The organism is Paenibacillus sp. FSL H8-0079, assembly GCF_037991315.1.
Classification (GTDB): Bacteria; Bacillota; Bacilli; order Paenibacillales; family Paenibacillaceae; genus Paenibacillus.
This window is the reverse complement of the sequence record NZ_CP150300.1, coordinates 1,540,441-1,564,259: the sequence shown is the minus strand read 5'-3', so window position 1 is coordinate 1,564,259 and position 23,819 is coordinate 1,540,441. Positions and strand designations below refer to the sequence as shown.

The 23,819-nt window shown below is 46.1% G+C and carries 18 protein-coding genes; 11 read left to right on the top strand and 7 right to left on the bottom strand.

The genetic code is table 11. From position 1 onward, the window contains the following. The first annotated feature begins 129 nt into the window (after nt 1-129). Nucleotides 130-1,623, top strand: coding sequence for a serine hydrolase (locus MHI06_RS06805; protein ID WP_340400925.1), 1,494 nt, complete (start codon nt 130-132; stop codon nt 1,621-1,623). A 241-nt stretch (nt 1,624-1,864) separates the two neighbouring features. Here MHI06_RS06805 and MHI06_RS06800 read toward each other — a convergent pair whose 3' ends face one another. Next, nucleotides 1,865-3,754, bottom strand: a complete 1,890-nt coding sequence (locus tag MHI06_RS06800; RefSeq protein ID WP_340400924.1) for an ABC transporter substrate-binding protein — start codon at nt 3,752-3,754, stop codon at nt 1,865-1,867. A gap of 165 nt (nt 3,755-3,919) precedes the next feature. On the opposite strand from MHI06_RS06800, the gene MHI06_RS06795 reads away from it, so the two are divergent. The 5 genes from MHI06_RS06795 to MHI06_RS06775 all read left to right on the top strand — a co-directional run bounded on the left by MHI06_RS06795 (nt 3,920) and on the right by MHI06_RS06775 (nt 8,575). Further along, entirely contained in the window at nt 3,920-4,771 is an 852-nt protein-coding gene (locus tag MHI06_RS06795) for an MFS transporter (RefSeq protein ID WP_340400923.1), read from the top strand. A 14-nt stretch (nt 4,772-4,785) separates the two neighbouring features. Continuing rightward, nucleotides 4,786-5,049 carry a hypothetical protein gene (locus tag MHI06_RS06790; RefSeq protein ID WP_340400922.1) on the top strand — a complete coding sequence of 88 codons (264 nt, stop codon included), beginning with the start codon at nt 4,786-4,788 and terminating at the stop codon, nt 5,047-5,049. Between the two features lie 162 nt (nt 5,050-5,211). Further along, complete coding sequence (locus MHI06_RS06785; RefSeq protein ID WP_017690042.1) at nt 5,212-5,421, top strand: helix-turn-helix transcriptional regulator; 210 nt, start codon at nt 5,212-5,214, stop codon at nt 5,419-5,421. A 1-nt stretch (nt 5,422) separates the two neighbouring features. Next, nucleotides 5,423-6,193 (top strand): DUF3169 family protein, encoded by a 771-nt coding sequence (locus MHI06_RS06780; RefSeq protein ID WP_340400921.1) that lies wholly within the window; start codon nt 5,423-5,425, stop codon nt 6,191-6,193. A gap of 174 nt (nt 6,194-6,367) precedes the next feature. Continuing rightward, on the top strand, nt 6,368-8,575 hold the full coding sequence (locus MHI06_RS06775) for a serine hydrolase (protein WP_340400920.1): 2,208 nt from the start codon (nt 6,368-6,370) through the stop codon (nt 8,573-8,575). A 151-nt stretch (nt 8,576-8,726) separates the two neighbouring features. Here the strand turns inward: MHI06_RS06775 and MHI06_RS06770 are convergent, their stop codons facing one another. Further along, complete coding sequence (locus MHI06_RS06770; protein WP_340400919.1) at nt 8,727-9,776, bottom strand: hypothetical protein; 1,050 nt, start codon at nt 9,774-9,776, stop codon at nt 8,727-8,729. Further along, the gene (locus MHI06_RS06765) at nt 9,776-11,611 is read right to left on the bottom strand and encodes an HSP90 family protein (RefSeq protein ID WP_340400918.1); all 1,836 of its coding nucleotides are present in this window, start codon (nt 11,609-11,611) and stop codon (nt 9,776-9,778) included. Before MHI06_RS06765 ends, MHI06_RS06770 begins: the two co-directional genes overlap by 1 nt. Nucleotides 11,612-12,156: 545 nt before the next feature. Here MHI06_RS06765 and MHI06_RS06760 point away from each other — a divergent pair. Then, entirely contained in the window at nt 12,157-12,951 is a 795-nt protein-coding gene (locus MHI06_RS06760; protein ID WP_340400917.1) for a MurR/RpiR family transcriptional regulator, read from the top strand. Between the two features lie 3 nt (nt 12,952-12,954). Here the strand turns inward: MHI06_RS06760 and MHI06_RS06755 are convergent, their stop codons facing one another. Together MHI06_RS06755 and MHI06_RS06750 are read right to left on the bottom strand one after the other, a co-directional pair. After that, nucleotides 12,955-13,941 (bottom strand): Gfo/Idh/MocA family oxidoreductase, encoded by a 987-nt coding sequence (locus tag MHI06_RS06755; protein WP_340402069.1) that lies wholly within the window; start codon nt 13,939-13,941, stop codon nt 12,955-12,957. A 29-nt stretch (nt 13,942-13,970) separates the two neighbouring features. Next, nucleotides 13,971-14,984 (bottom strand): Gfo/Idh/MocA family oxidoreductase, encoded by a 1,014-nt coding sequence (locus MHI06_RS06750; protein WP_340400916.1) that lies wholly within the window; start codon nt 14,982-14,984, stop codon nt 13,971-13,973. A 240-nt stretch (nt 14,985-15,224) separates the two neighbouring features. Between MHI06_RS06750 and MHI06_RS06745 the strand changes: the two genes are divergently transcribed. Together MHI06_RS06745 and MHI06_RS06740 are read left to right on the top strand one after the other, a co-directional pair. Further along, nucleotides 15,225-16,511, top strand: a complete 1,287-nt coding sequence (locus MHI06_RS06745) for a DUF5050 domain-containing protein (RefSeq protein WP_340400915.1) — start codon at nt 15,225-15,227, stop codon at nt 16,509-16,511. Between the two features lie 186 nt (nt 16,512-16,697). Further along, the gene (locus MHI06_RS06740; protein WP_340400914.1) at nt 16,698-18,323 is read left to right on the top strand and encodes a helix-turn-helix domain-containing protein; all 1,626 of its coding nucleotides are present in this window, start codon (nt 16,698-16,700) and stop codon (nt 18,321-18,323) included. Nucleotides 18,324-18,460: 137 nt separating this feature from the next. Here MHI06_RS06740 and MHI06_RS06735 read toward each other — a convergent pair whose 3' ends face one another. Then, on the bottom strand, nt 18,461-19,036 hold the full coding sequence (locus MHI06_RS06735; RefSeq protein WP_062833093.1) for a hypothetical protein: 576 nt from the start codon (nt 19,034-19,036) through the stop codon (nt 18,461-18,463). 500 nt (nt 19,037-19,536) lie between these two features. Between MHI06_RS06735 and MHI06_RS06730 the strand changes: the two genes are divergently transcribed. Together MHI06_RS06730 and MHI06_RS06725 are read left to right on the top strand one after the other, a co-directional pair. After that, nucleotides 19,537-20,766 (top strand): glycine betaine/L-proline ABC transporter ATP-binding protein, encoded by a 1,230-nt coding sequence (locus MHI06_RS06730; protein WP_340400913.1) that lies wholly within the window; start codon nt 19,537-19,539, stop codon nt 20,764-20,766. Next, a complete protein-coding gene (locus MHI06_RS06725; protein ID WP_340400912.1) occupies nt 20,732-23,320 on the top strand; it encodes a glycine betaine ABC transporter substrate-binding protein in 2,589 nt (862 codons plus the stop codon). Before MHI06_RS06730 ends, MHI06_RS06725 begins: the two co-directional genes overlap by 35 nt. Nucleotides 23,321-23,562: 242 nt before the next feature. Here MHI06_RS06725 and MHI06_RS06720 read toward each other — a convergent pair whose 3' ends face one another. Then, on the bottom strand, nt 23,563-23,775 hold the full coding sequence (locus MHI06_RS06720; RefSeq protein WP_076216916.1) for an immunity 17 family protein: 213 nt from the start codon (nt 23,773-23,775) through the stop codon (nt 23,563-23,565). Nucleotides 23,776-23,819 lie beyond the last annotated feature (44 nt).

Genomic DNA, 23,819 nt, shown 5'->3' with positions numbered 1-23,819 from the left:
TGCAGTGAAGTCAGTTAATACGGCATTGCTACGCAAAATCAGTCTTGGGGAGGATGTTAACTTTATCCAGAAAAGGCATAGTGGATTGTAGGAAACGATCCAATTCATTGAATATCGGGAGGGGAAGGTATGACGATAACTCAGCTTCGCGCTTCACTGGAAGGACTGGACGAATTCATCACCGAGCAACTTCAACTATGGAAAGGTGTCGGCACTGCAGTGGCTGTAATACATAAGGATGAGGTCATCTGGCAAAAAGGCTACGGGTACCGTGATCTGGAGTCTAAACTTGAAGTTACCGCCAATACACTGTTTGCCATCGGTTCATGTACCAAAGCCTTTACGGCAACAACTGCTGCCATGCTGGTGGATCAGGGGATACTCGACTGGGATGCACCTGTGAAGACATATATGAAAGACTTCCGAATGTTCGATCCGGTCGCAACAGAACGTCTCACCATTCGCGACATGTTGTGTCATCGCTCCGGCCTTCCAAGACATGAGTTGGTATGGTACAACTCCCCACGTACAAGAGAAGAGCTTGTTCGTACATTACAGTACCTGGAGCCGAATCAGGATTTCCGAAACAAATGGCAGTATCAGAATCTGATGTACATGACGGCAGGTTATCTGGTTGGACAATTGAAAGAAAATTCGTGGGAAGAAGTTGTTCAAAAATCTATATTTGACCCGCTAGGTATGAACTCAAGCCTGTTCTCTGTCGATGAGATGCAGCTTCAGACTGACTATGCCTGTCCTTATATGGAACAGGAAGGTCAGCATACAAGAATACCATTTCGAGCTATTGACGCTGTTGGCCCTGCCGGCTCTATTAACAGTAATCTGGTCGACATGATCGCATGGCTTCAGTTCCAATTGCATTCAGGACAGTGGAAAGGACAATCATTGATCTCCAAGGAACAAATGAAGGTTATGCACAGTCCTCAGATGGCTTGTGATTCAGCATTCAACAGCAAAGAGCTACCTGTGGGTACATACGGTCTGGGTTGGATGATCGAGCCGTATCGTGGACATGCCATGATTCATCATGGCGGGGGGATTGACGGCTTTACGTCACAGGTTGCCTTTTTGCCAGAGGAGCAGATCGGGATCGTAGTACTGAGCAATACCAACGGAAGTGTTATTCCATATACAGTTGCTTTTCATATCATGGACCGACTGCTTGGATTGGAACCCGTCAATTGGAGTTCCAGAATGAGCAAATTAATGGGGAAAGAACCGGCAGAAACAGAGACTAATCCGGAGAATTCTTCGGAATTATCTATTCAACCAGAAACTGACGTTGAGGAAACCGTTGAAGAACCTCAAGTCGCTCCGTGCGATCGTGCTCTCACCGCTTATGCGGGTATTTACACGCATCCTGGTTATGGCGAAATGTCCATTCAGGAAACAACGAACGGGTTGCAGGCAACTTTTAACGCCATCGAAATGCCTATGGAATACACTGGAAAAGATACGTTTTCGGTCGAATTTGTGTTATTCGGTCTGAAGATTACGTATACGTTCAACCTGAATGAATCATCAGAAGTTGCTCAATCCATCTCCATTCCTTTGTTGCTTGAGCCGGGTACGAAGCCTATTGAATTCATCAGAGTTTCGTAAATGATCTGAACCTATATAAATTGAACTAATGAATATTTACACGGGTCACTCCGATGACAGAACAACCTTCTGATCGCTGTTATCCCCAGATTTTTTTGATTCCTTTTCATAAAGGGGAAATCCGGGGATAAATGCGAACGCTCTGCTTCCTCAAGTTATTTCTGCCCTCTCCGTTTTGTATAAATGTTTAGTTCAATTTATATAGACAATTCCTGGTGTATTTCCGTTGTGGTACTCGTTCCTACCACAACGGAATATACACCGGATAACTCGTATCCTCTTCAGCGGTACCAGGTCTTCTCTTCACCCACAATCGGCGCAGATCAGGCAGACCATGCCCCGCAACGTGATAACCACGCAGAGAAGAATGATGCGCATGTTCTTCCTTGAAGCTGTACGTAGGCAGAAGCAACGCCTCCTGAATAAGTCGATCTTCCAGCTGAATCAATCTATTCAACCGCTCCGCTGGTTCCTGGATCATGACCACTCGTCCGCATTCCTGTTCCAGTTCATGTCTCCAGTAATCATTCATCGCAATCAGGAATAACGTGTTCTGGAATGTATACATCGTCACCAGACTCAGCACGACATGATCATCGAACACTTCTCCTGTATAGATCAGATCACAATCCCTGAATCCATCTTGATAGACTGCATGGACCGGGTCTCCCGGAATAATGCATATATGTAAGCCAATCTGTTCACATCTCTCTGCAAACCAGATCATGTCTGCCTCCATCTTCTCTCCTTCTTCCACCCACAGATCTAATATCTGCCCCTGGTAAGAGCTACGACGTAATAATGCTGAGGCCTGCGCCAGTGAAGACTCTATTAAAGTTGCTGATTTTGGGGAACCTTCTGGTTGATCCAATCTTTCCGATTGCTGTTTCCACGGCTCCCCTTGATCCGGGCTCTCCGTTAGATGCTGGTTCTGAACTCGTTCTCGAATCAGACTATAGGCAGCCTGCGTGTTTGTGCTCCCAAGCGCTTCCGACAACTCATGTGCATTCAATAGCAGTTGGACAGCCAGGCGAAAATTCACATCATGCTGTGGCCCTTTCTTTTGCATATTAAACGTCATATACACACCGCCCTGCATCTCATGCTGTACGGCACGAGGTTGTGTATCCGGAAATAAATCATGCTTGATGATGGACTCCGCCTTTGCTGAGTGAGGGAGCTGCCACACTTCAACACGATCCACATAAGCCCGTCCTCTGAAATAGGCAAGGAACACCTCAAGCACAAGCAGTTTCGAATTATGACGAGTCAATCGATAAGGTCCTGTTCCAATCGGATGAAGCGGGTTCATCTCCACATCTCTAGGCAGGATAGATGCACACATACTGCTCATCAGATCCGGGAACATGAAGTTTGGCTTATTCAACACAAAACGTACAGTCAACTGGTCATACGCCTCTATGCTCTCAATCGAACCAAACAGCGGCCTGGAAGGATTACTCCTGTCAGAGATAATACGATCAAAGGTAAACTTGACGTCCTCTGCATCGAGAATCCTTCCATGATGAAAAGGTATGCCTTTGTGCAGATAAAAGGTCCATTCCCTTCCATCCGCATGACTCTCCCATGCCATAGCCAGACTCGGCTCGCAGACTTGGCGTTCAGCATTATAGCGAACCAAACGATCGAACACCTCTGCAATGATGAAAACTTCTCCCCACATCGCCGTCTGCGTTGGGTCCAGTGTCTTAAACGGTGTATTCTGCGGAATCCGTAATGTATCCATTCGCCCTCTGGCTCCCTCGTTCGAATGCAGACCGAATTGATGCTGCATTTGCTGCATCAGATGTTCTCGCATCGTAATTGGTAAGGTGGAGGCCAGTTCATAGGCGTCCTCGATCCTGTTCCCATTCAGGAGATGGTCAAATCGTTCACGAGCCACTTCAAGCAGCGGTACGCAAAAGACAAGTATCGATTTTTTGCCTCTGCCGCGCTGCGGGTTCCACATGACCCATCCGTTCTCCTTGAATTTGTTCATAATGAGGTTCATGTTACGCATGGTACAACATAAATGATCGGCGAGTTCACCTACCGTTGTATGTACTTCTTGTTTCTCATGCACATGCAGAAAGTTCAATCGCAATTGAATGTAATGTTCTGATACGTCCATATATGTCCTCCCTTCTTCTATGTTCTAACTTCTATCTTTTAAGTACTTTGCTCCATCTACTAAAATACGAAATCCATTCGGTTGCTTCTACAGTTTTTCTTCAGGTTTTTCTCCATTATACTCAGTAACATCAACATGACCAGCGGGAAGGAAGAAGAACGACTTATGAAATACGCCGATTTGCACCTGAACATCAGGATACGCATCATTACTGATTTTTTCACCGATCTAACCCAGAAGTCCATCATTCCATTCATGGCGATCTATCTGAGTGTTCAGATTGGCGCAGGCTTGGCGGGGTTATTGCTGATGGTCAATATTGTGGTTTCCATGATTGTGGGGTTGTGGGCAGGATATTGGTCTGACCGAATTGGACGAAAGAAATTAATGGTGATCGCACAAAGTCTGCAGGTCGTGGCTCTACTATGCTTGGCCAGCGCCAACTCGCCGTGGATGGATTCGATCATCGTCACTTGTGTCATGTTTCTGCTCAGCAGTCTCAGTTCAGGGATCACCGTCCCCATTGCTAATGCCATGATTGTCGATGTAAGCAGTGAACATGAACGCCATTATGTATACGGATTGCAATATTGGACAACAAACGTTGCTGTAACCTTTGGCGCACTGATGGGCGGACTATTTTTCGAATCATTTCGTTTTCTATTGTTCAGTCTGGTATGCCTAGAAAGTATGGTTTCTCTTTTTATTTTGGTCTTTATGGTTCGTGAAACAATGGATAAACGTGCAATTAGTAGTACAAAGCATTCCAAGGGTTCCGGTCCATCCACCAGACTAATGGAGGCAGATGCTCCAATCCAGAAGAACATACTGAACACATACTGGGCGGTCTTTCAAGACAAACGTTTTATGGTATTTTTCATGGCTACAGTACTTTCTGTCTCCCTGGAATTCCAGTTGGATAAATACATCGCTGTTCGTTTAAAAAGTGAATTCACCGCCCAACTGTTCGGCTCAGATATTTCAGGTCTGCATTTATCTCATCCGCTATACTGCTGACCATTGGAGAATTGATGTACGCTCCTGTTCGTCTAGTCATGCTCGCGGGTATGATTCCCGATTCGGACCGTGCTGCCTACATGACTGCTGACGGGTTGAGCTATAACGCAGCTGCCCTCCTCGGAAGTCTCGGGTTAACCATTGGTGCCTTTCTGCCTTCATATGCGATGGCTGGTCTGTATGTACTCATGGGGCTTGGAGCGCTCGTCTTTTTCCGAATGTTACTTCGCAAGACAGAGGAACAGAATGAACATCTGCCATGTGCAGATGCATCTTGATTTCACTTCTCCGGCAACAAAATAATCATGCAAGGGAGCCCAGCAGGCTCTCTTTTTTATGCCCATTATCATTACTTTAAAGTAAATTATCATAAACATTTTGTATATTATAGTTTACATTTAGTTAAATATCATGTACATTAGGTTCATGGAGGTGAGTAAGTGGAAGAATTACACAATCACGTTCGGGAGTTACGAGCCAGAGACCGGCTGTCCCAAGCGGAACTAGCCAAGCTCATTGGCGCATCCCGTCAAACCATTGCCCTGATTGAACGCGGAGACTATTCTCCGTCGGTTGTTCTGGCATTAAAAATAGCCCACGTCTTTCGTGAACCAGTCGAAAAAATCTTTGAGTTGAAAGGTGGAGATTAGATTGAAAAATTCATCATCCTCATCCATTAAAAAGCGGTTGCGTCTTCCCTTGTATGCAGCAGGTGGCGCTGTAGTTGGTTTTATCGGAGCTAACGGGGTCCGCAAAGTCCCTTCTGATCTGAACTGGACTCTATCCGTGTACTATGACTATGATCTTTTATTCGCAATCCTTGCGGCTCTTGTGGTAGTTATGATGTTGTGGAACATATTCAGTCTCTCCCGCACGCCATCTGTTCCTCCGATGGAAGAAGAAACTTATGGAGAGTCTGATTCACTCATCTCTCCCGCAGAGCGCTCCCTCGGAAAAGCGATGATTCTCAGCGGATTCAGTGTTATTGTTGCGTTTACCTGGGCAGCACTGGCCTTGTCCTTGTACGCATCCAACAGAAACATGCCGAATTATCCAGAACTGTTTAACCTCGTGAATCTCGTTGCTTCGTGTATCTCTATTATCATCGTCGTGGTAGTGCAAACTCTGACTGTGAAGCGATACAACCGTTATTATCCTGAACGTACTCTGGATCTGAACTCGCGCAATATGAAGAAGGATCATTTTGAGAAGCTGGATGAAGGCGAGAAATGGCTTGTGTATCGCGCAGCCTATCGTTCTTTTCAGATGATGAATGTACTTCTTGGTGTCGGAATGGTCTCTATGGTTCTATATTCGATGCTCTTTACCTTTGCTCCATTCCCAATTGTAATGCTCTCTATTATCTGGATTGCCAACATCGGAATCTATTATCGTGAAACCTATCGTGCGAGTAATCAGTAATACATGGGTAAGTGAATCAATTTCATAATACCTTTAGCTGCTTCAATGAAGGCTAGATATAGATCAAAAACGGTTTGATTTGTCTATATTTAGTTACACAATTCCATTTTTAGTGAGTTATGAAATTGATTCGAGTAACTTTTTTTGTAAATATTTTCATAAAGGAGTGTTTGCATGCATTTATCCAAACGAAAGACCCGTTTCAGGTTCACCTCCCTAACAGGAGCTTTTATGGCTGTGGTTCTGTCTCTCAGTCTGTGGGTACCCGCAGTTCAGGCGGAGACCGCGACTCCAGTCGCTTCTGAACAAGGAAAGACGAAAGCGCTGACAACTGAATCGGCTACAGCATTTCTGGATTCATTCTTCGATTCACCTGAGGCAAAAGCCCATTATGTTGGAGCCTCCGTTGTTGTTGTGAAAGATGGCAAAGTTCTGGCGGAAAAAGGATATGGCTTCTCCGATGTGGAGAGTAAAACAGCTATCGATCCGAAAAATACGGCCTTCCGTGTAGCCTCTGTCTCCAAAACGTTCACGTCAGCAGCTGTAATGCAGCTGGTGGAGCAAGGCAAGGTTGATCTGCAAGCTGACTTTCAGACCTATGTGAAAGGGCTCGAATTTGATAATCCTTTTGACAAACCTGTAACTGTAGAGAACCTGCTCACACACACGACCGGATTTGAGATCCGTGATCCACAGCAGGAAGACATCCATACTGATTTTGACAAGTACATAGCGATGGAGGATTACGCCCAGCAACACATGCCTCCTGTCGTTCGAGAGCCTGGTAGCGCCTACATGTACGATAACTTCTCGTTTTTGCTACTCGGCATGATTGTCGAGAATGTGAGTGGCGAGCCCTTTGAATCTTATATGCAACAACATATCTTCAAACCGCTAGGCATGGATAACAGCAGCTTCATGCTGAACGACAAGTTCCAAAAGCAGCTAGCTACAGGCTATGATGCGGCACACAATCCGCTTGATCTGTATACCATCTCTCCAACACCAATGCCTCAAGGTGGTATGTTGTCTACCGCTGAGGACATCGGGAAATTCATGATTGCGTTCCTGAATGATGGCGTGAAGGACAACAAGCGGATTTTCAAAGAATCCACAGTGAAAAGTATGGAACAATACCGTTCCTCCATTCATCCACTGTTACCAAACACCACGTATGGATTTGAAGCTGCATTTCAGCTTCCCGGAGCAGGAAGTAGTCCAAAAATTATTACAAAAGGAGGCGACCTGACTGGATTCAGCTCTTATCTCTTCCTTATTCCCGAGCAAAATACAGGCGTCTTCCTTACCTATAATCAGAATGGAGCACTTCGTAATCTGTTCTATCCGGCCTTTATCCAGAACTTCTTCCCGCAATATGCAGAGCCGATCCAATTCAAAGAATACACGCCACAATCCACCGAAGAGTTACAACGCCTCACCGGATTGTACGCGGATCTGCGAATTAGCACGATCGTTAGTTCCCTGAAAAATAGCGGCACAGAGCCTGGACAATTAAGTATTTCGGATGCGTTCCTAGGTCAACGCAACCTGATTCAAGTGGAAGATAATCTCTTCAAAGATGAATTGACCGGTCAATTCACGGCATTCAAGAAAAATGCTGATGGAACCATCTATATGAAAGAACCTTATCTCAACCCAATCGGTTATGAGAAAAAAGGACAGATCCCTCAAGGCTTCCGGGATGTTCGTGAGAACAGTCCTTATGCTGAAGCAATCTATGCAATACAATCTCTTGGATATTATGAAAATGGTGCTAACAAGTCTTTCCAACCGAAAACGGCTGTGACACGAGCTGAATTTATTGAGAACATTCTTAAACTGAGTGGATTGAAGCCCAGCAAAACAACGCCTCCTGCTGGAACCGACTGGGCAGATCATGCAGCAGCCGGATATATTCAACTCGGATATGAATTGGGTATGATTACTGGCACGGACGAACAGCAGTTTAAACCGGATCAAGTGATTATCCGACAGGAAGCAATGGTCATGATGTGGAGAATTATGCAACTGCAATATCCTAGCGAACTGTTCAATGATGTGAAACTTGCGGGGCACACAGATGCATGGGCTGTACCAGCCATTCAGATGATGTATACGCTCGGTATCCACGGACCTGAGGTAAAGGTACTGGAGGACGGTTCTGTTGATTTCCTTTCCCGCAAACCTCTGATTCGTCAGGAAGAGGCTGCGATTATGTATGCGCTGCTTACACAACCAACAGATCGAATCGTCGCTGAACTGATGGCAGCTCAACAACCACAAGCAGAACCTGCCGAAGGCGCTGAGCCTGCAGATGAGACATCTGAAACTGCGCCGGTTCCTGTACCAGCGCCGGTCCCTTCTGCGACTTCAGCACAATAAAAATAAAACATCTTCATATCGATTAGAATTATCATGCTTATGATGCAAGAAAAAACAGGCTTGTTCGGAAGGGTAAAAACCTTCTCGAACAAGCCTGTTTTTTTACTTTTCACAACTTATAAATCTATCTGTTACGGGGTTATATCCGTTTCTATCCGAGCAACGAAGAGACATGACGATTGCCATTACGCTGGTCGTACTTGTCTGCCGCTGCTCGGGCATATTCCGCAAAATAATCCGCCAGTTTACGCAAATCTCCTGGATCTCCTTCATATGGGAAGGACGCAGGAAGACGTAATCGGTATTCCGGGGATTCGTCCGCCCAGCGGCGTAACAATGGTGCCGTTCTGCCGTAGAACAACATTTTGGCAAATGGATCTTCATTATCCATCGCGAACACCAGACTTTCTTCCAGCACATCAATCCCCTTCGCCGGATTGGTACGTGCAAGATAATCCATCTGCTCGGCAAAGCTTCTCACAAAATCATTTTGTCCCTTGATCAACCGGTAGCCCTTTTGTTGATGCTTGTCTGCTTCCGCAGTCCGACCCAATCGGTAGAGTGGCATCAAGATCTCCGACAAGGTAAGATGCGGAATCTCCGCACAGCTCATTCGGCCTTTCAGGATCGGTTTTGCCATTTCAAGCACCTTCTCGTCGTCACCAGTAAGGATAAAATAACGCATCATCTCGTCCTGTTCACAGGCTTCACAGTCACTCATAAAGTCTCGATCCATCGTTCTGAACTTGGCATAACTGCTTCCTGCCTCCTCCAGCTCCCCAAGATCCATGGAGATGCGGAATCGATAATACCAATACGAACGTTCGCTGTAGCCAAATGACTTGAATCGCTGTCCGAAGTCCTCAAGCAGCTCCATCATTTTATCGCGTGATACTTCCGGGAAACTGGATAGTTTGCCTAAAATCCATTTATACGACCACATTAACGTTTCTTCATCATATTCTTCCGGCTGTTGATCGAACTTGCCCAGCTGCCAGGAAAAAGCAATCAGTGCTTTCATCGGATAACCGCAGAATGTCGCTGTCTCCACAATCTCTGATCTTGCTTCGTATGCCTCTTCTTCCATGCCATTCACATCGGCGACTCTTGCCGCTTCCTCTAGCATACCCAGCTTCGCCGGACCATTAGGCAAGCCGTAGGCCTCGTCCATCAATTCCTCAAAATCCATCTCTGTCTTCATCAGGCATCCCCCTTACGATCTGTATTCCCACGCAAACCCCAATCAATAAAACGAACAATGCCCTGATTCAGCACTTCCAGTTCCTGCCGGTTCATCGCATAATGCCCCATCATCAGTGCATTGACGTACAACATCTCAATGGCAATCGGCGTCATTTGGTCATCCGGTGACGTTAGCACACGCTGAATAATCGGGTTGTTCACATTCAGGTACAAGGTTGAATATCCCGCCGAACTGATCCCGGAGGATAAGGAGCCCAGGAGGGAAGAGAACAATTCCGTGCTCTCTTCGCTTGCTTTTTCCAGCGCACGGAGTGTTGAGGATTCCTGTGAAAGAGTGAACAATACCGGCAGATCCGATGGCTTGAAACCTTTCACCTCAGCTCGACAGCGGAAGCGCTGCAGAGCGGAATCGGCAAGTCGCAACGCATCATAATACTGATTACGTTCAGCCGGTGGCACATCCGTGAAGCTCATCGAGACCTGATCCGGCTCTAGCCGTTCCGTGTGTAGGTTGTGCACGGTCATCGGCAGTGTCATCATCAACTCGCTGTCATAGATGTAGCCGCCGTTAATCACCAGCATCGATTGTGCCGATGCCACATGATGAATCTGACGGTACTCATCGACAGAGGACGTGAAATACAATGTCTCTCCTTCATCGATCAGCTCACCCAGCTCCCGGTGGCCTCTCGTGCTCTCAAATGGCAACCAGCGGTGAATCATTGCGTAGAATGCTTGATCCTGCACAGCCAGTGCCTTCATGGACAAGGCATGCAGGCGAATCAGCTTCTGTAGCCGTTCCGTCTGACTCTCGGCCATGTTAGCCAGTCCCTTGCGAAGTGCGTCTCCGAGTTCGGAGCGAACTTCCTCCAGCTTTTCATTTTCATAAAAATGTTCCCGTGATGCCGTCGGTTGAAGCTCATCTGTCCAGATCAGACATTTCACGAAGAAAGCCCACTCTGGCAAAATGTTCTCTGCTTTCTCCGAAATCAGCATTCGCTTCAGGTACACCCGATGGGAACGCTTCGCATTCAGATTAACCGCGTGTGGCAGTACAAAAGCAATACCTCCCGTACGGCCTGAAGCCGTCGTCAACGGAATGAAGTCCTGGAACTTCTCGCCAAGCAGACGTTCACCAAAAGCTAAGACCTCTGCTCTGCGTGAACGTGCGAGTGCAGGGTCCATCAGCCAGATCGGCGTCTCGTTATTCACCACATGTTGCACACCGTCATGATGCAGCGTGACCGGATACGGCAATAACGCTCCGTAATAGAACAAGGCCTCTTTCACATAATCCGCTTCAAAGTAGTGAGCCGCGTCTGGTGTGCAGCGCAAATATACTTTGGTGCCCGGGGACAACTGTGTGTCCAACTGCCGAATCGTATAGGTGCCATCCGGCTTGCCACGCCACTCCATCGAAGGGCCACCCTTCGCGGATTGCGTCAGCATGACAATTTCGTGACTTACCATGAAACAAGATAACAACCCGATTCCGAAACGTCCGATAAACGAAGTCTCTCCATCCAGTAGCGCTTGCTGCCCCCGCTTCGAGGATTGTCCAATCATGGCCAAAAATTCATGGATGTCAGCTTCAGTCAAGCCGATGCCGTTGTCCTCCACCATCATGGTCAGTTGCTCCCCTGTTCCTGTCAGTTCAACACGAACTTCACCCTGATATCCTGGCTCCGCCTCCGTTCTTGCGGTAATCGCATCAGTCGCATTCTGCATCAGCTCGCGCAAGAACACTTTCGGACTACTATATAGATGGTTGGATAAAATCTGGATCATACCACTCAGGTTCACTTGAAAACGATACTCATTGGATGCTGTCATGACTCACTCACCTTCCTCTACGTCCAAACACAATATGTACCCATACGATGTATTCATATGGATGTGTTAGACGAATTCATTATGTAATCGTTAAAAACCGACGTTCCCGTGACAGGCACGCCAAAACATCACGTCAAGCCGGCCCTGGATAACCAAGACCGGCGTTAGATGAATATTTCAGACATTCATGAGACGTAAGGCCTTAACTTTCATTACCACGTTATAAAGAGCAATGAAACGGATGTTCTACCCTTAAAATAAGGATACATGGTACAGGCCATAGTGAAAACAAACCTTAGACCCGATTTGAAGTGGAATTGAGGGGAAGTGCGCACCCTTCATCCGGGACTATTGACGGAGAGATCCATCTTTTTTCGTCATGCATTTGAAGTTTGCTTCTGCTTCGTCTCGTCACGCTATGGAATAGTCGTCAACAACTGGCGGAAGTCAGATCTGAGTGATGCAGATTGAGAAATAAACAAACGCAGGTTATGATGTGGAGACATGTATACTGGGATAATTATAGAGAGGAATGGAACAACCGCATGGAATCCAAACTACTTCAAAAATTAAAATATGCTTCCCAATTAACGGCACAGGAGAAGCATATTGTGAACTATATCCTGAACAACCCCGAAGTTGTATTTGATTCTACAGCCCATGAACTGGCGCAGCAGACCTATACAAGCTCATCTACCATTGTTCGCCTATGCAAAAAGCTGGGTACCAAGGGGTACCCAGACTTTCAGCTCAAGCTTGCTCTTGAATACCAACAGATACCTTCCGCGTTGCAGACGCAGGATCATGCTATTGCAGAACAAGGCAACGTGCTGGCTGCCATCGACTCGGTTCCTTACCTGTATCAGCAGGCGCTGGATGATACGCGCCGGATGTTAAATGCTCCTGTTTTGCTACGAATCGCTAACTGGGTCAAAGAATCCGGACGTATCGATATCTATGGCAGTGATATGAATTATTATCTGGCTCAACAGGCTTGTGCCAAGTGGAATGAACTCGGCATATCTGCGATTGCTCACAATAGTCCCAACATGCATTACTTGAACACGATGAATCCCAACAGCCTGACGCTGTCTTTTGTTATCTCGCACACAGGTGAGAATCAATCCATGATTGAAGCTGCCAAAGTGCTCAGCAACAAACAAATGAAAGTCATTGCGGTTACGGGCAACAACCATTCAACCCTGTCCAGACATTGCGATGAAACGCTACTGGCTTATGGATACAACGAACAATTACGACTGTCCAAAATGTCTTCAATGGTCTCGGTACTTTATATTTTCGACATGTTGTACATGGGGAGCATTAGCGATGCGTATTAACAATTAACGCTGGTCCGCTGCAAATACAATCCCAGCATCCTTACGCGCACTCATGAGTACACTCATCACAGACTGGCTGTGTTCGAGTAGTTCGTAACACCGCTTGTGGTCACCACTTGCATGGATGTCCCTAAACGCTTCCCACTCATAGTACAGCCAATTGGATTTGGTCTGCGCATTATATTCCTCAGCAGGCTCATTCCCGATCTGAAGCTTGATCTCCCGGCAACCGTTAGCTCCTCCCACAACCTGAAGATAACCTTTCTCTCCCTGAATGAGCACAAAGTTCATGCTGCTCGTGTCTTTGGCACCTACACATTCCGCAATAAATTCCGGATACTTGAGAACCACAACTCCTGATGTATCAATACCGTTTGCATGCTGGTTAGCAGTATAGGATACGGCATTCGGGCTACCGAACAGATTCATAACCAAATGAAGATTATAAATATTGATATCCATCAGCGCCCCACCAGAGAATTGTGGATTAAATACATTGGGTGTTTGCCCTGCAAGCAGATCATTGTATTTGCGCGAGTATTGACTGTAGTTACACTGGATGAGTTTGATCGGACCAAGCTTCGGTAGTTGCTCCTGTATGACTTTAATATTGGGCAGATGAATGTTGGAGATGGCTTCAAACAGCAACAGATTCTTTTCTTTCGCAAGTGCAATCAGCGTCTCTGCTTCCTGAAGCGTGGACGTGAACGGTTTTTCACAGACGACATGCTTGCCATGTTGAAGTGCCTGATAGGCCTGTTCGTAGTGCATGCTGTTTGGTGAAGCAATATATATGAGATCTACATTCGCATCTGAAAATAGGGATTCCAGATCCGTATAGATCGTACTTACCCCATATTTACCCGCAAGCTCCTGTGCTGTTTCTCTCTTCCGGGAGTACATCGCTGTACAAGTGACATCTTCCAGTTCATTTATCGCCGACAAAATGGCATCCACAATGGACCCTGTACCAATCGTTGCTATATTCATCATATTGTTTCGCTCCTGTCGTTGATTTGTCAGTTGGCTTTCTTCGCCGCTTCGATTCCGTCATGTAAAATATCCAATACATATAAAACCTCTTTATCCTTGACCGGTTTATCACCGTTATGTTGAATGGCATGAAGCAGGCGATCATATAAAATGCCATAGTCCGTTGCTTCCGAAGGAACTTTCTCTGTTTGTGATGTTCCCTTTTCATCCACATAACTAATCGTACCCCAGTTATCCTCTGATTCAGCTTCAATGGATACCTTGGTTCGTCCATCTCCACTTTTCGTTTGATGTCCGCTGCTATATTTGACGAAGCTTCCCCGATCCCCATGCACAATGAATTTCGGATGCTCGATCTTCACAAGCAGGCTGCATTTAATCGTAGCCTTCATTCGTCCATAACGAAAATCAATATCGATATAATCATCAGATTCACCCGGCGCGATCAAACTCCGAACATCATAATCAATTCGGTCGGCTACACCATATATGGAGATTAACTGATCGATGGTATGCACGGCCAAACCATGCAGCAATCCAAATCCGCTTCTGGCGTACTGTGGGTGAAAATAATCATAGTGGGACTGGATTTCAACAATATTCCCCAGTTTGCCGCTCTCAATCACTTTTCTCAATGTCAGAAAGTCACCATCAAATCTGCGATTTTGATTCGCCATGGCGATGAGATGTTTACGATTGGCTAGTTCAAAGATATCTTTGGCTTCCGCAGAAGTAGAGGCAAAAGGTTTCTCCACCAGCACATGTTTCCCGTGTTCCAATGCCAGCCTGGCGTACTCTACATGGCTATCCACATGGGTGGCAACAACAATCAATTCAATCTCATTATCCTGCAATATGTCTTCGATATTCGTTGAAAAAGTAATCTCGGGATAGAGTGATTCACGCTCTGTATCGCCAACCCGATCTTCCTCCCGACGGTATATCGTCTTCACCTTGATGTTTTCTTTCTTGTCCAGATAAGGCAAATGATAGTTCACCACTGCGTTCCCAAATCCGATGATCGCCATATTCAATATCATGATCGCTCACTCCTCTGCTCTGGTTGAGTGTAATGTTATCACGATCAAGTCAGGCGGAGAATGCTTTGAGGCGGGATTGGCAGCATCATGCGCAATTCGATTTCAGGTTTGAAAATGTATGAAATTCAATTTCATTCTCTTCTTTTTTTCATGTTCGAGATCTAACATATCTTCCATAGTTTACCGATATAACATAAGGCGTTAATTACATACATATAGAACGAAGGGGACGATGAAAAAATGAAAACAGGGTATACATACTTACAACGCACCATCTGTACATTACTGTTATTTACACTCATTGCAGCAATGACATTGGGAGGCGGAACCGCAGCCCAGGCAGCTTCACTCAGCCAATCCACAGTGTATTATGAGTCCGATGGCATCCTGTACAAAGTATCGGCTGATGGCAGCAATACGACAGAAGTATTAATTGATTTCCAAGGGGTGGACTTGCACGCAGCAGGCTCTTATCTCTACTACACGCAGACTGCTTCTTCCACAACATTGCTCCGGGTTCCGAATGACGGGTCCAGCGATGCGGCAGAGACATTTGCTACAGATGTACTGAGCTATTACACGGATAACGGATTCATCTATTATCTGGATGCTACAGGTACAATTTATCGCGCTAATGGCAACAGTGACGCTTCAGCTGTCACCAAGATTGCTGACAAAGCAGACACTGATTTTCCATTTCTCCTAGTAGCCAAAGGGCGTGCTTACTATAATGCGCTGGTTAATGGAAACACGTGGTCCGTGTCCAAAACGTCCAACGGTTCTGGAGCTGTGCAGCGGATTGCCGCAGGCGCAGTGGAAGGACGTTATTTTACGAATCAAGCCAAAAACGAACTGCAACTGATGGTAAATACAGACCCCTACGAGGACTTCTATTCCACCAATGCTGTTGTCATGTATAAAGTGAACTACAACACTGGCAAGGCAACTGCTGTTAATCCCAAAGCCAAACTGGATGTGAATGCTGTATATTCCGGTGGTTGGGGAAATAATCTTTACGTGTATAACAAAGGAATCGATCTCGACATTAATAAGGATTACAATTACGCCAAAGGCAAAGCGTTTGCGTTAACGACTTCAGCCAAAACGCTTCAGCTTCATAACAAGAGCGTCCGGGAAGTAAGTGCCTTAGGTACAGACAAGGTTGTCCTTATTGATGCAGACAAAAAGGCTTATGCCAAAACGGTCTCCGGCAACAAAGTGACCAAGTCCGCCAATCTGAACCTGAACAATGTAACGTATGTTGCAAATCAATTGACCAATGGTACAGCTACAGCTGCATACATCTCGGGCAACAACGGTCTCTATTCGGTCAATACAGCTCTCAAGGTAACGAAACTTACCAGTGACGAATGGGATGCATTCCATATCAGAGATGATGTTGCCGGCTTGTTCTACATCAATGCCAAAGATCAGTATCGCTTGTATCATGTGCAAACGGGTGGAACAGGGAAAAAAGTAATGAGTGACGTTTTCCTCGACAATATTCTATTGGTGACACCGTACTAACATATCCTGTTGATTCAGGCGTGTAGCCCATTCAACGGACTTATCCATAACAAAAAGGATTACCTTGCAGCCATACGGGCTCTTGGTAGTCCTTTTTTGGTTGTCGAAAACTATTTTTCAAAAATATCTTCCATATGAGAATGATAATTGTTATCATTAAGAAAATAAGACAAAAGGATGGTCCGTATGACTGAACAGTTTCCCTTCATTGCTGAAACCTCATCTCTACCGCTCCTCTCCTCCATGTGCCGTGTGCGTCGTGGGGAGAATTTCCGTGTGCAAGGCAAGACGGTGTCCCGGCCCATGCTCTGTCTTATTTTGCAAGGAGACGGTGTTCTGGTCCTGAATGATACAGTCTATACGGCGCAAGCGGGCAGCTTGTTCGTGTTGAAGTCAGGTACAACCATCGAGGCCGCTGCACGCTCGAAAGTGACCGAATTTATATTGCTAAGCATGGATACGGTTCGTTTGCAGCAAGTGCGCGGCGAATGGAAAATGACCTCTTCACCTGCCTTCCCGCTGGATTGGCAGACAGGCAGGTTGCTGGTTCGTCATGAGCAGCAGGCTGTATTACGCTTGGAACAATTGTATGAAACCTATCGCGGTCTTCAACCGGATCACTTTATCAGCATACATAGCCAGCTGCATGAACTGCTGCAGTTTCTCTCAGAGAACCGGCTGGAAGCCAATCATGAGAAAGTGGACCCTGCCTTGGAGCGCAGTATTATGTATATGCGACGTTACATGAGTGAAGGAATCAGCATGGATCAGCTTGCCAAGATTGCTGGACTCACACCCAGCTCCTATTCTCGCAGTTTCAAGAAAGCCAAGGGCATGTCGCCGACCGATTATCTGAACCGTTTACGTATAGACGAAGCCAAAAAACAGCTGACAGAGGAACCATGTGTCCTCAAAGACGTCGCGGTATCTGTCGGGTATGGCAACGAGTATTATTTTAGCCGCAAATTCAAACAAACCTTGGGCATTGCTCCCAGCGTATATATGAAAAGAGATCAACTTCGCGTAGCTACAGCATCCATCATGGGATTCCACGAGAATCTGGCCTCGCTTGGACTGCGCCCTGTAGCTGTACTGGAAGGAGTTCTTGACCGAGAATCCGATGATTATGAACAAGAACGCCGATTAACCAGACAATTAGATCAACTTCGGCAGGCGAAGCCAGACTTGATCATCGGTGACTTTTACCACAAGCCTTATTATGATCGCCTGAAAAGTATTGCACCAACCATCATCTTAGAATCCACTGAGGACTGGAAAGAGAACCATATTCGCATAGCCGAACTGGTCGGACGCGAGAAGCAAGCGTTGCTGAATTTCAAGGAACTTGCGTTCCGCAAGCTTGAAGCAGGCCTAAGCCTACAACCTTATTTCGGACAAAAACGTATCGCTCTGATGGAGATTACGAATCAATTCATTCGATTACAGGGGACTGGCGAGCATCCATTAAAACACTTGTTGTATGCTGAATTGGGACTCCATCCTGCCCAGCTTGTATCTCCCGAAAGTTCCAGAAATGAGTATGTTGCGGATAATATCCCCGTGTTGGACACGGATTATCTATTGATCCATCGGGCTTCGCTTCAGCCTGCCAGTGAAAAGGTATTCCGCCGTATGAAGCAAACGGCATCCTGGAATCGCTGCCCTGCCGTGTTGCATGGTGACGTTCACGATATCTCGAATTGGCAGCTGTTATGCTGGACCCCGGCGGGCCGGTTGCAGATTCTGAACGAACTGGAGCAGATTGCTCAGCAGTCTGTGGTCTTTCCTCAGGCAGGTCTGATCGGACATTAGATGTGAATATCAGCTCGAAACGAATTGCCCGATGTGCAGTGTTATTTTTCCCATCGTGTTCCTTCATTATATTTCATTAAGATATTGTACAAACCAAAAGGCCCTCTCCTCTAACGGAAAGGGCCCTTTGCATGTAATTATGAATGTTCCTTGATCTCTTCCTTCGGAACCAGCTTGTATATCTCTTCATCTTCCATGGTATCAATCAACCGATCCAACCATTTGTAGTATGCTTCCGCTTGCAAAACCTTATGTTTGTCTTCCATCAGAATGTGGATAAGTTCAGCGTCTGCCTGCTCATCCAGATCTTCGACTAACCGATTCAGTTCCTCAATCGATTTGCGTAGAATCTGAAGGTTACTCTCCACAGCTTTTCTCCACTTAATCGCAAAATAATCCGTAAATGTCTGATGCCAGTCATATTCTACTTCATATAGGTCTTTCCTGGAGCCCTTGCTCCATACTTTGTTTACCATTTTCAAATCCAGCAGTGTTCGTACACCTGTACTCATACTCGTTTTGCTCATTTCCATTTCCCGTCCCATATCGTCAAGGGTCATTGGCTTGTCTGCAAAAAATAGCAATCCATATAAGTGTCCCGTAGACAGCGTAACGCCGTAAAGATCCATATTACGTCCAATGGCTTCAATGACGCGTTTACGAATCCTCAGTACGGTTGCCTGCTGTTCCTCTTGTAAATGGTCCAAGCCCATGCTTGCAACCTCCATTCTGAACATTCCACAGTCTTGGCAAAAATATTGCAACACTTTAAAAGTCCTGCTTACATGGGAAAGCATCCGGCCGGACATCCTATATGCCAGAGGGCTTTCTTTCACCCAATGTATGAAAATGGGAACTTTACCAGGCTACTTTTGCCTATGACTATCTTTTAACCAAAAAAATCAGCTTCAATTCAGCTCATTTTCTATTGTAGGAAAAGCGATATCAAATGTAAAGGAACCTTATTAGACAGAATAAGGAGAACGACGGAGCATATGGGAGGAAAACTTTGTACAGTTTTTACTGTACAAACATTATGTACTGTTTATTCGGTTGCTATACGGGGTAAGTATTGTTAGAATACAAAACGTTACCCAGAAAGACGGGAAGCGAAGCAACAACTACCGGATTTCGTGGCTGGGCGCATAAGTGTATGGGCTTATGGATGCTGAAAGCCGTTCGAAGTGCACAACACATCAGAAGGGGTGAAAACATGACCATACTTGAAGTGAAAAACGTAAGTAAATTGTTTGGACCCCAAACCGAGCAAGGTCTGCAATTACTGGAGCAAGGTTGGGGAAAAGAAAAGTTGGCCAAAGAAAAACAGATAACGGTTGGTGTCAACCGGGTCAACATGGAGATTAAGGAAGGCGAGATTTTCGTTATTATGGGGCTGTCCGGGAGTGGTAAATCCACATTAGTACGGATGTTCAATCGTCTGATTGAACCAACATCCGGAGAAATTCTGGTCCATGGTAAGGATCTACGTAAGATGAACAAAGAACAATTGCGCGAAGTGCGCCGGAAAACGATCAGCATGGTCTTCCAGAAGTTTGCGTTATTCCCGCACCGTACCGTTCTTGATAATGTGGAGTATGGATTGGAAGTACAGAAAGTAGACAAAGAAGTACGCCGTGAGAAGGCGAAAACCTCACTTGAGCTGGTTGGCCTTAAAGGCTGGGAAGACAAAATGCCAGATGAACTCAGTGGCGGGATGCAGCAACGTGTCGGCTTGGCCCGTGCACTTGCCAATGACCCGGAAGTACTATTAATGGATGAAGCCTTCAGTGCCCTTGATCCATTGATTCGCCGTGATATGCAGGATGAGCTGATCGAGCTTCAAGATAAAATGAAAAAGACGATTATTTTCATTACCCATGACTTGGACGAAGCGCTGCGCATCGGCGATCGTATTGCCCTCATGAAAGACGGCGCAGTCGTGCAGATCGGTACACCGGAAGAAATCATGATTCAACCGGCCAACTCATATGTGGCCCGCTTCGTCGAAGACGTGGATCTGTCCAAGGTCCTTACAGCATCTCACGTAATGCGTCGCCCTGAAACAATTACGCTTGATCGTGGTCCTCGTGTTGCCCTCGAATTAATGCGCGAACGTGGTATTTCCAACCTGTTTGTCATTGACCGTTCGAAAAAATTGCTTGGTGTCATTACAGCTGAAGATGCAACTCGTGCCATGCGCGAAAACAAAGTATTGAACGATATTCTGATCACGGATGGGCCGACGGTGTCGCCTGAGACCTTGATTCATGAATTGTTCGAGATTGTAAGTTCTGCCCATGTGCCGCTCGCTGTTGTTGGTGAGAATGGCCGTCTGCAAGGTGTTATCGTCCGCGGTGCCCTGCTGGGTGCACTTAGCGGTGAAGTTGCAGTAAAGGAGGAACTTGTGAATGATTCCCAAAATACCACTAGCATCGTGGATTGAATCCATCGTTGACTGGATGAGCTCCTCGCTCTCCGGATTGTTTAATGTAATCTCTGTTGTTATTCAGGCAGTAGTCGGATTCTTCTCTGGGCTGTTCATGTTGCCCCATCCGCTTCTGTTCATTGCCATATTGGGTGTTCTTGCGTTCCTTGTAGGTCGACTCCCACTGACATTATTCACGGTTATCGGGTTCTTGCTCGTTGATAACTTGGGGTACTGGTCCCAATCCATGGACACACTCGGCCTGGTTATCACTTCAGGTTTGGTTTCGATCCTGCTTGGTGTGCCTGTCGGAATCTGGCTCGCATACAGTAAAACTGCGGCGCGTATCGTCACACCGCTACTTGACTTCATGCAGACGATGCCTGCATTTGTCTACTTGCTACCTGCGGTTACATTCTTTAGCCTTGGTGTCGTTCCAGGTGTTATCGCATCCGTTATATTTGCGATTCCACCAACGATTCGTCTGACTCACCTGGGTATCAGACAGGTATCTGGCGAATTGGTTGAAGCAGCTGATGCATTCGGATCGACTTCCATGCAAAAACTGTTCAAAGTACAACTTCCACTCGCTTTGCCTACCGTGATGTCCGGTATTAACCAGACGATCATGTTGTCACTGTCCATGGTTGTTATTGCATCCATGATCGGTGCACAAGGTATTGGTGCGGAAGTATATCGTGCAGTAACGCAGCTGCAAATCGGTAAAGGTTTCGAAGCCGGTCTCGCTGTTGTTGTACTCGCAATTGTACTGGACCGTTTTACACAAAATCTATTTATGCCTGGTCGCAAAAAGACCTCTCGCATTACAACAAAGCAAAAAGCGTGGATCACTGCTGCTGCAACATTCCTTGTGTTAGTAGCTGGTTTCTCGCAATACTTCGTTGGTGGCACGACTTCCGCTGGCGGCAACAACTCAGCAGCCAATGCTGTAGGTAAAGAAGTGAACTATCAGATTATTGGTATCGATCCAGGGGCTGGTATCATGAAGTCCGCAGCTAAAGCGATCGAAGACTATAACCTGACTGACTGGACTCTCATTGAAGGCTCAGGTGCAGCCATGACTGCCACACTGGACAAAGCCATGAAAAATGAAGATCCAATCATCATTACAGGTTGGACTCCACACTGGATGTTCAACAAATACGATCTGAAATATCTGGAAGATCCAGAGAAATCTTTCGGTGATGCTGAAGAAATTCACACCATCGCCCGCAAAGGTTTGAAAGAAGATCACCCTGTTGCTTTTGAATTCCTGTCCCGTTTCCAATGGACCTCGGATGAAATGGGTGAGATGATGACTGCTATCCAAGAGGGTACATCCCCGGAAGAAGCAGCTAAAGCTTATGCGGAGAAACATGCCGATCAGATTGATGAGTGGACCAAAGGTCTGACTCCGGTCAACGGCGATGACTTCAAACTGAGCTATGTGGCTTGGGATTCCGAAATCGCAAGTACGAACTTGCTGAAATATGTGATGGAAAACAACCTGGGCTATAAAGTTAACGCTCTGCAAGTAGAAGCTGGACCCATGTGGACGGGTGTTGCCTCAGGCGACGTAGATGCCTCTCCAGCAGCTTGGCTGCCATTGACACATGCTGACTACTGGGAACGTTACAAAGACCAGGTGGACGATCTGGGTGCCAACATGACGGGTGTACGTACAGGACTCGTGGTTCCTAGTTACATGACTGAAGTAAACTCGATTGCAGATCTGGAGACAGGTGCCGCTTCTTCCGCTCCATCGGCAAGTGCCAATGTGGGCGAAGAGGTTAATCACCAAATCGTTGGTATTGATCCAGGTGCAGGTCTGATGAAAGCTACGGCAAATGCGATTGAGCATTATGAATTGTCTAACTGGAATCTAATCGAAGGCTCTGGAGCCGCGATGACTGCATCGCTGGACAAAGCTTATAAAAATGAGGAGCCCATCATCGTTACGGGTTGGACTCCCCACTGGATGTTCAATCAGTATGATCTGAAGTATCTGGATGATCCCGACTTAATTTTCGGCGATGCAGAGGAAGTTCACACGGTGGGACGTAAGGGAATCAAGGAAGATCATCCTGTTGCCTATGAGTTCTTCTCTCGTTTTAATTGGACTGCGGATCAGATGAGTGAGATCATGACTGACATTCAAAAGGGCGTTTCGCCTGAAGAAGCAGCCAAGACTTATGCAGAAAAACATCCTGACCAGATTAAAGAATGGACTACCGGGTTAACTCCTGTTAGTGGTGATAATCTACGTCTTGGTTATGTGGCATGGGACTCTGAAATTGCGAGTACCAACCTGATGAAGTATGTGCTTGAGGCGGATCTGGGTTACACAGTCAAAGCACTGCAAGTCGAAGCTGGTCCAATGTGGGCAGGCTTGGCGGCAGGTGATATCGATGCTTCTCCAGCCGTTTGGCTCCCGCTTACACATGGGGACTATTGGGAGACGTATGGTGACCAGATTGAAGATATTGCTGTAAGCATGACCGGAGTCAAACAAGGTCTGGTTGTTCCAACTTACATGGATATCAACTCCGTTGAAGATTTAAAAGATAATTAAACCAGATTGAGATGAATACACCTGAATTTGGTAAAAAGACCACCGAAATTTTTCGGTGGTCTTTTTCCTTTGGCTATGATTTTTTCAGGCATGCCAATTTGATTTGCTATTCAATCTTGGTCATACTGCTACCTTAATCATTCACATGCTTTTTCCCATTCAACGCTACGCACATATCCTCTTACTTCGCTCATGAACACTCTATGTAGATAGTACTTGGTGAGTTCGATTATTTCCAACAACTATCCGATCAGCAATAGTAGTACACCAATGACAATCATGACAACACCGAGAATACCATACACCACTCTTGCGCCCTGTCGTCCAATAGTCTTCACAAAAATTCCTGCTCTAAAGCTCTTCATAAACCAATCCCAATTGTTGATACCACCGAGTAAACTAAAAATTCCTGCCGCTATGGCAAATAGTGCGATTAAAACGGGTTGTTCTTGCATTTCGTCAACACTCCTATAATATAATCCTGTCTACTATACCTTCA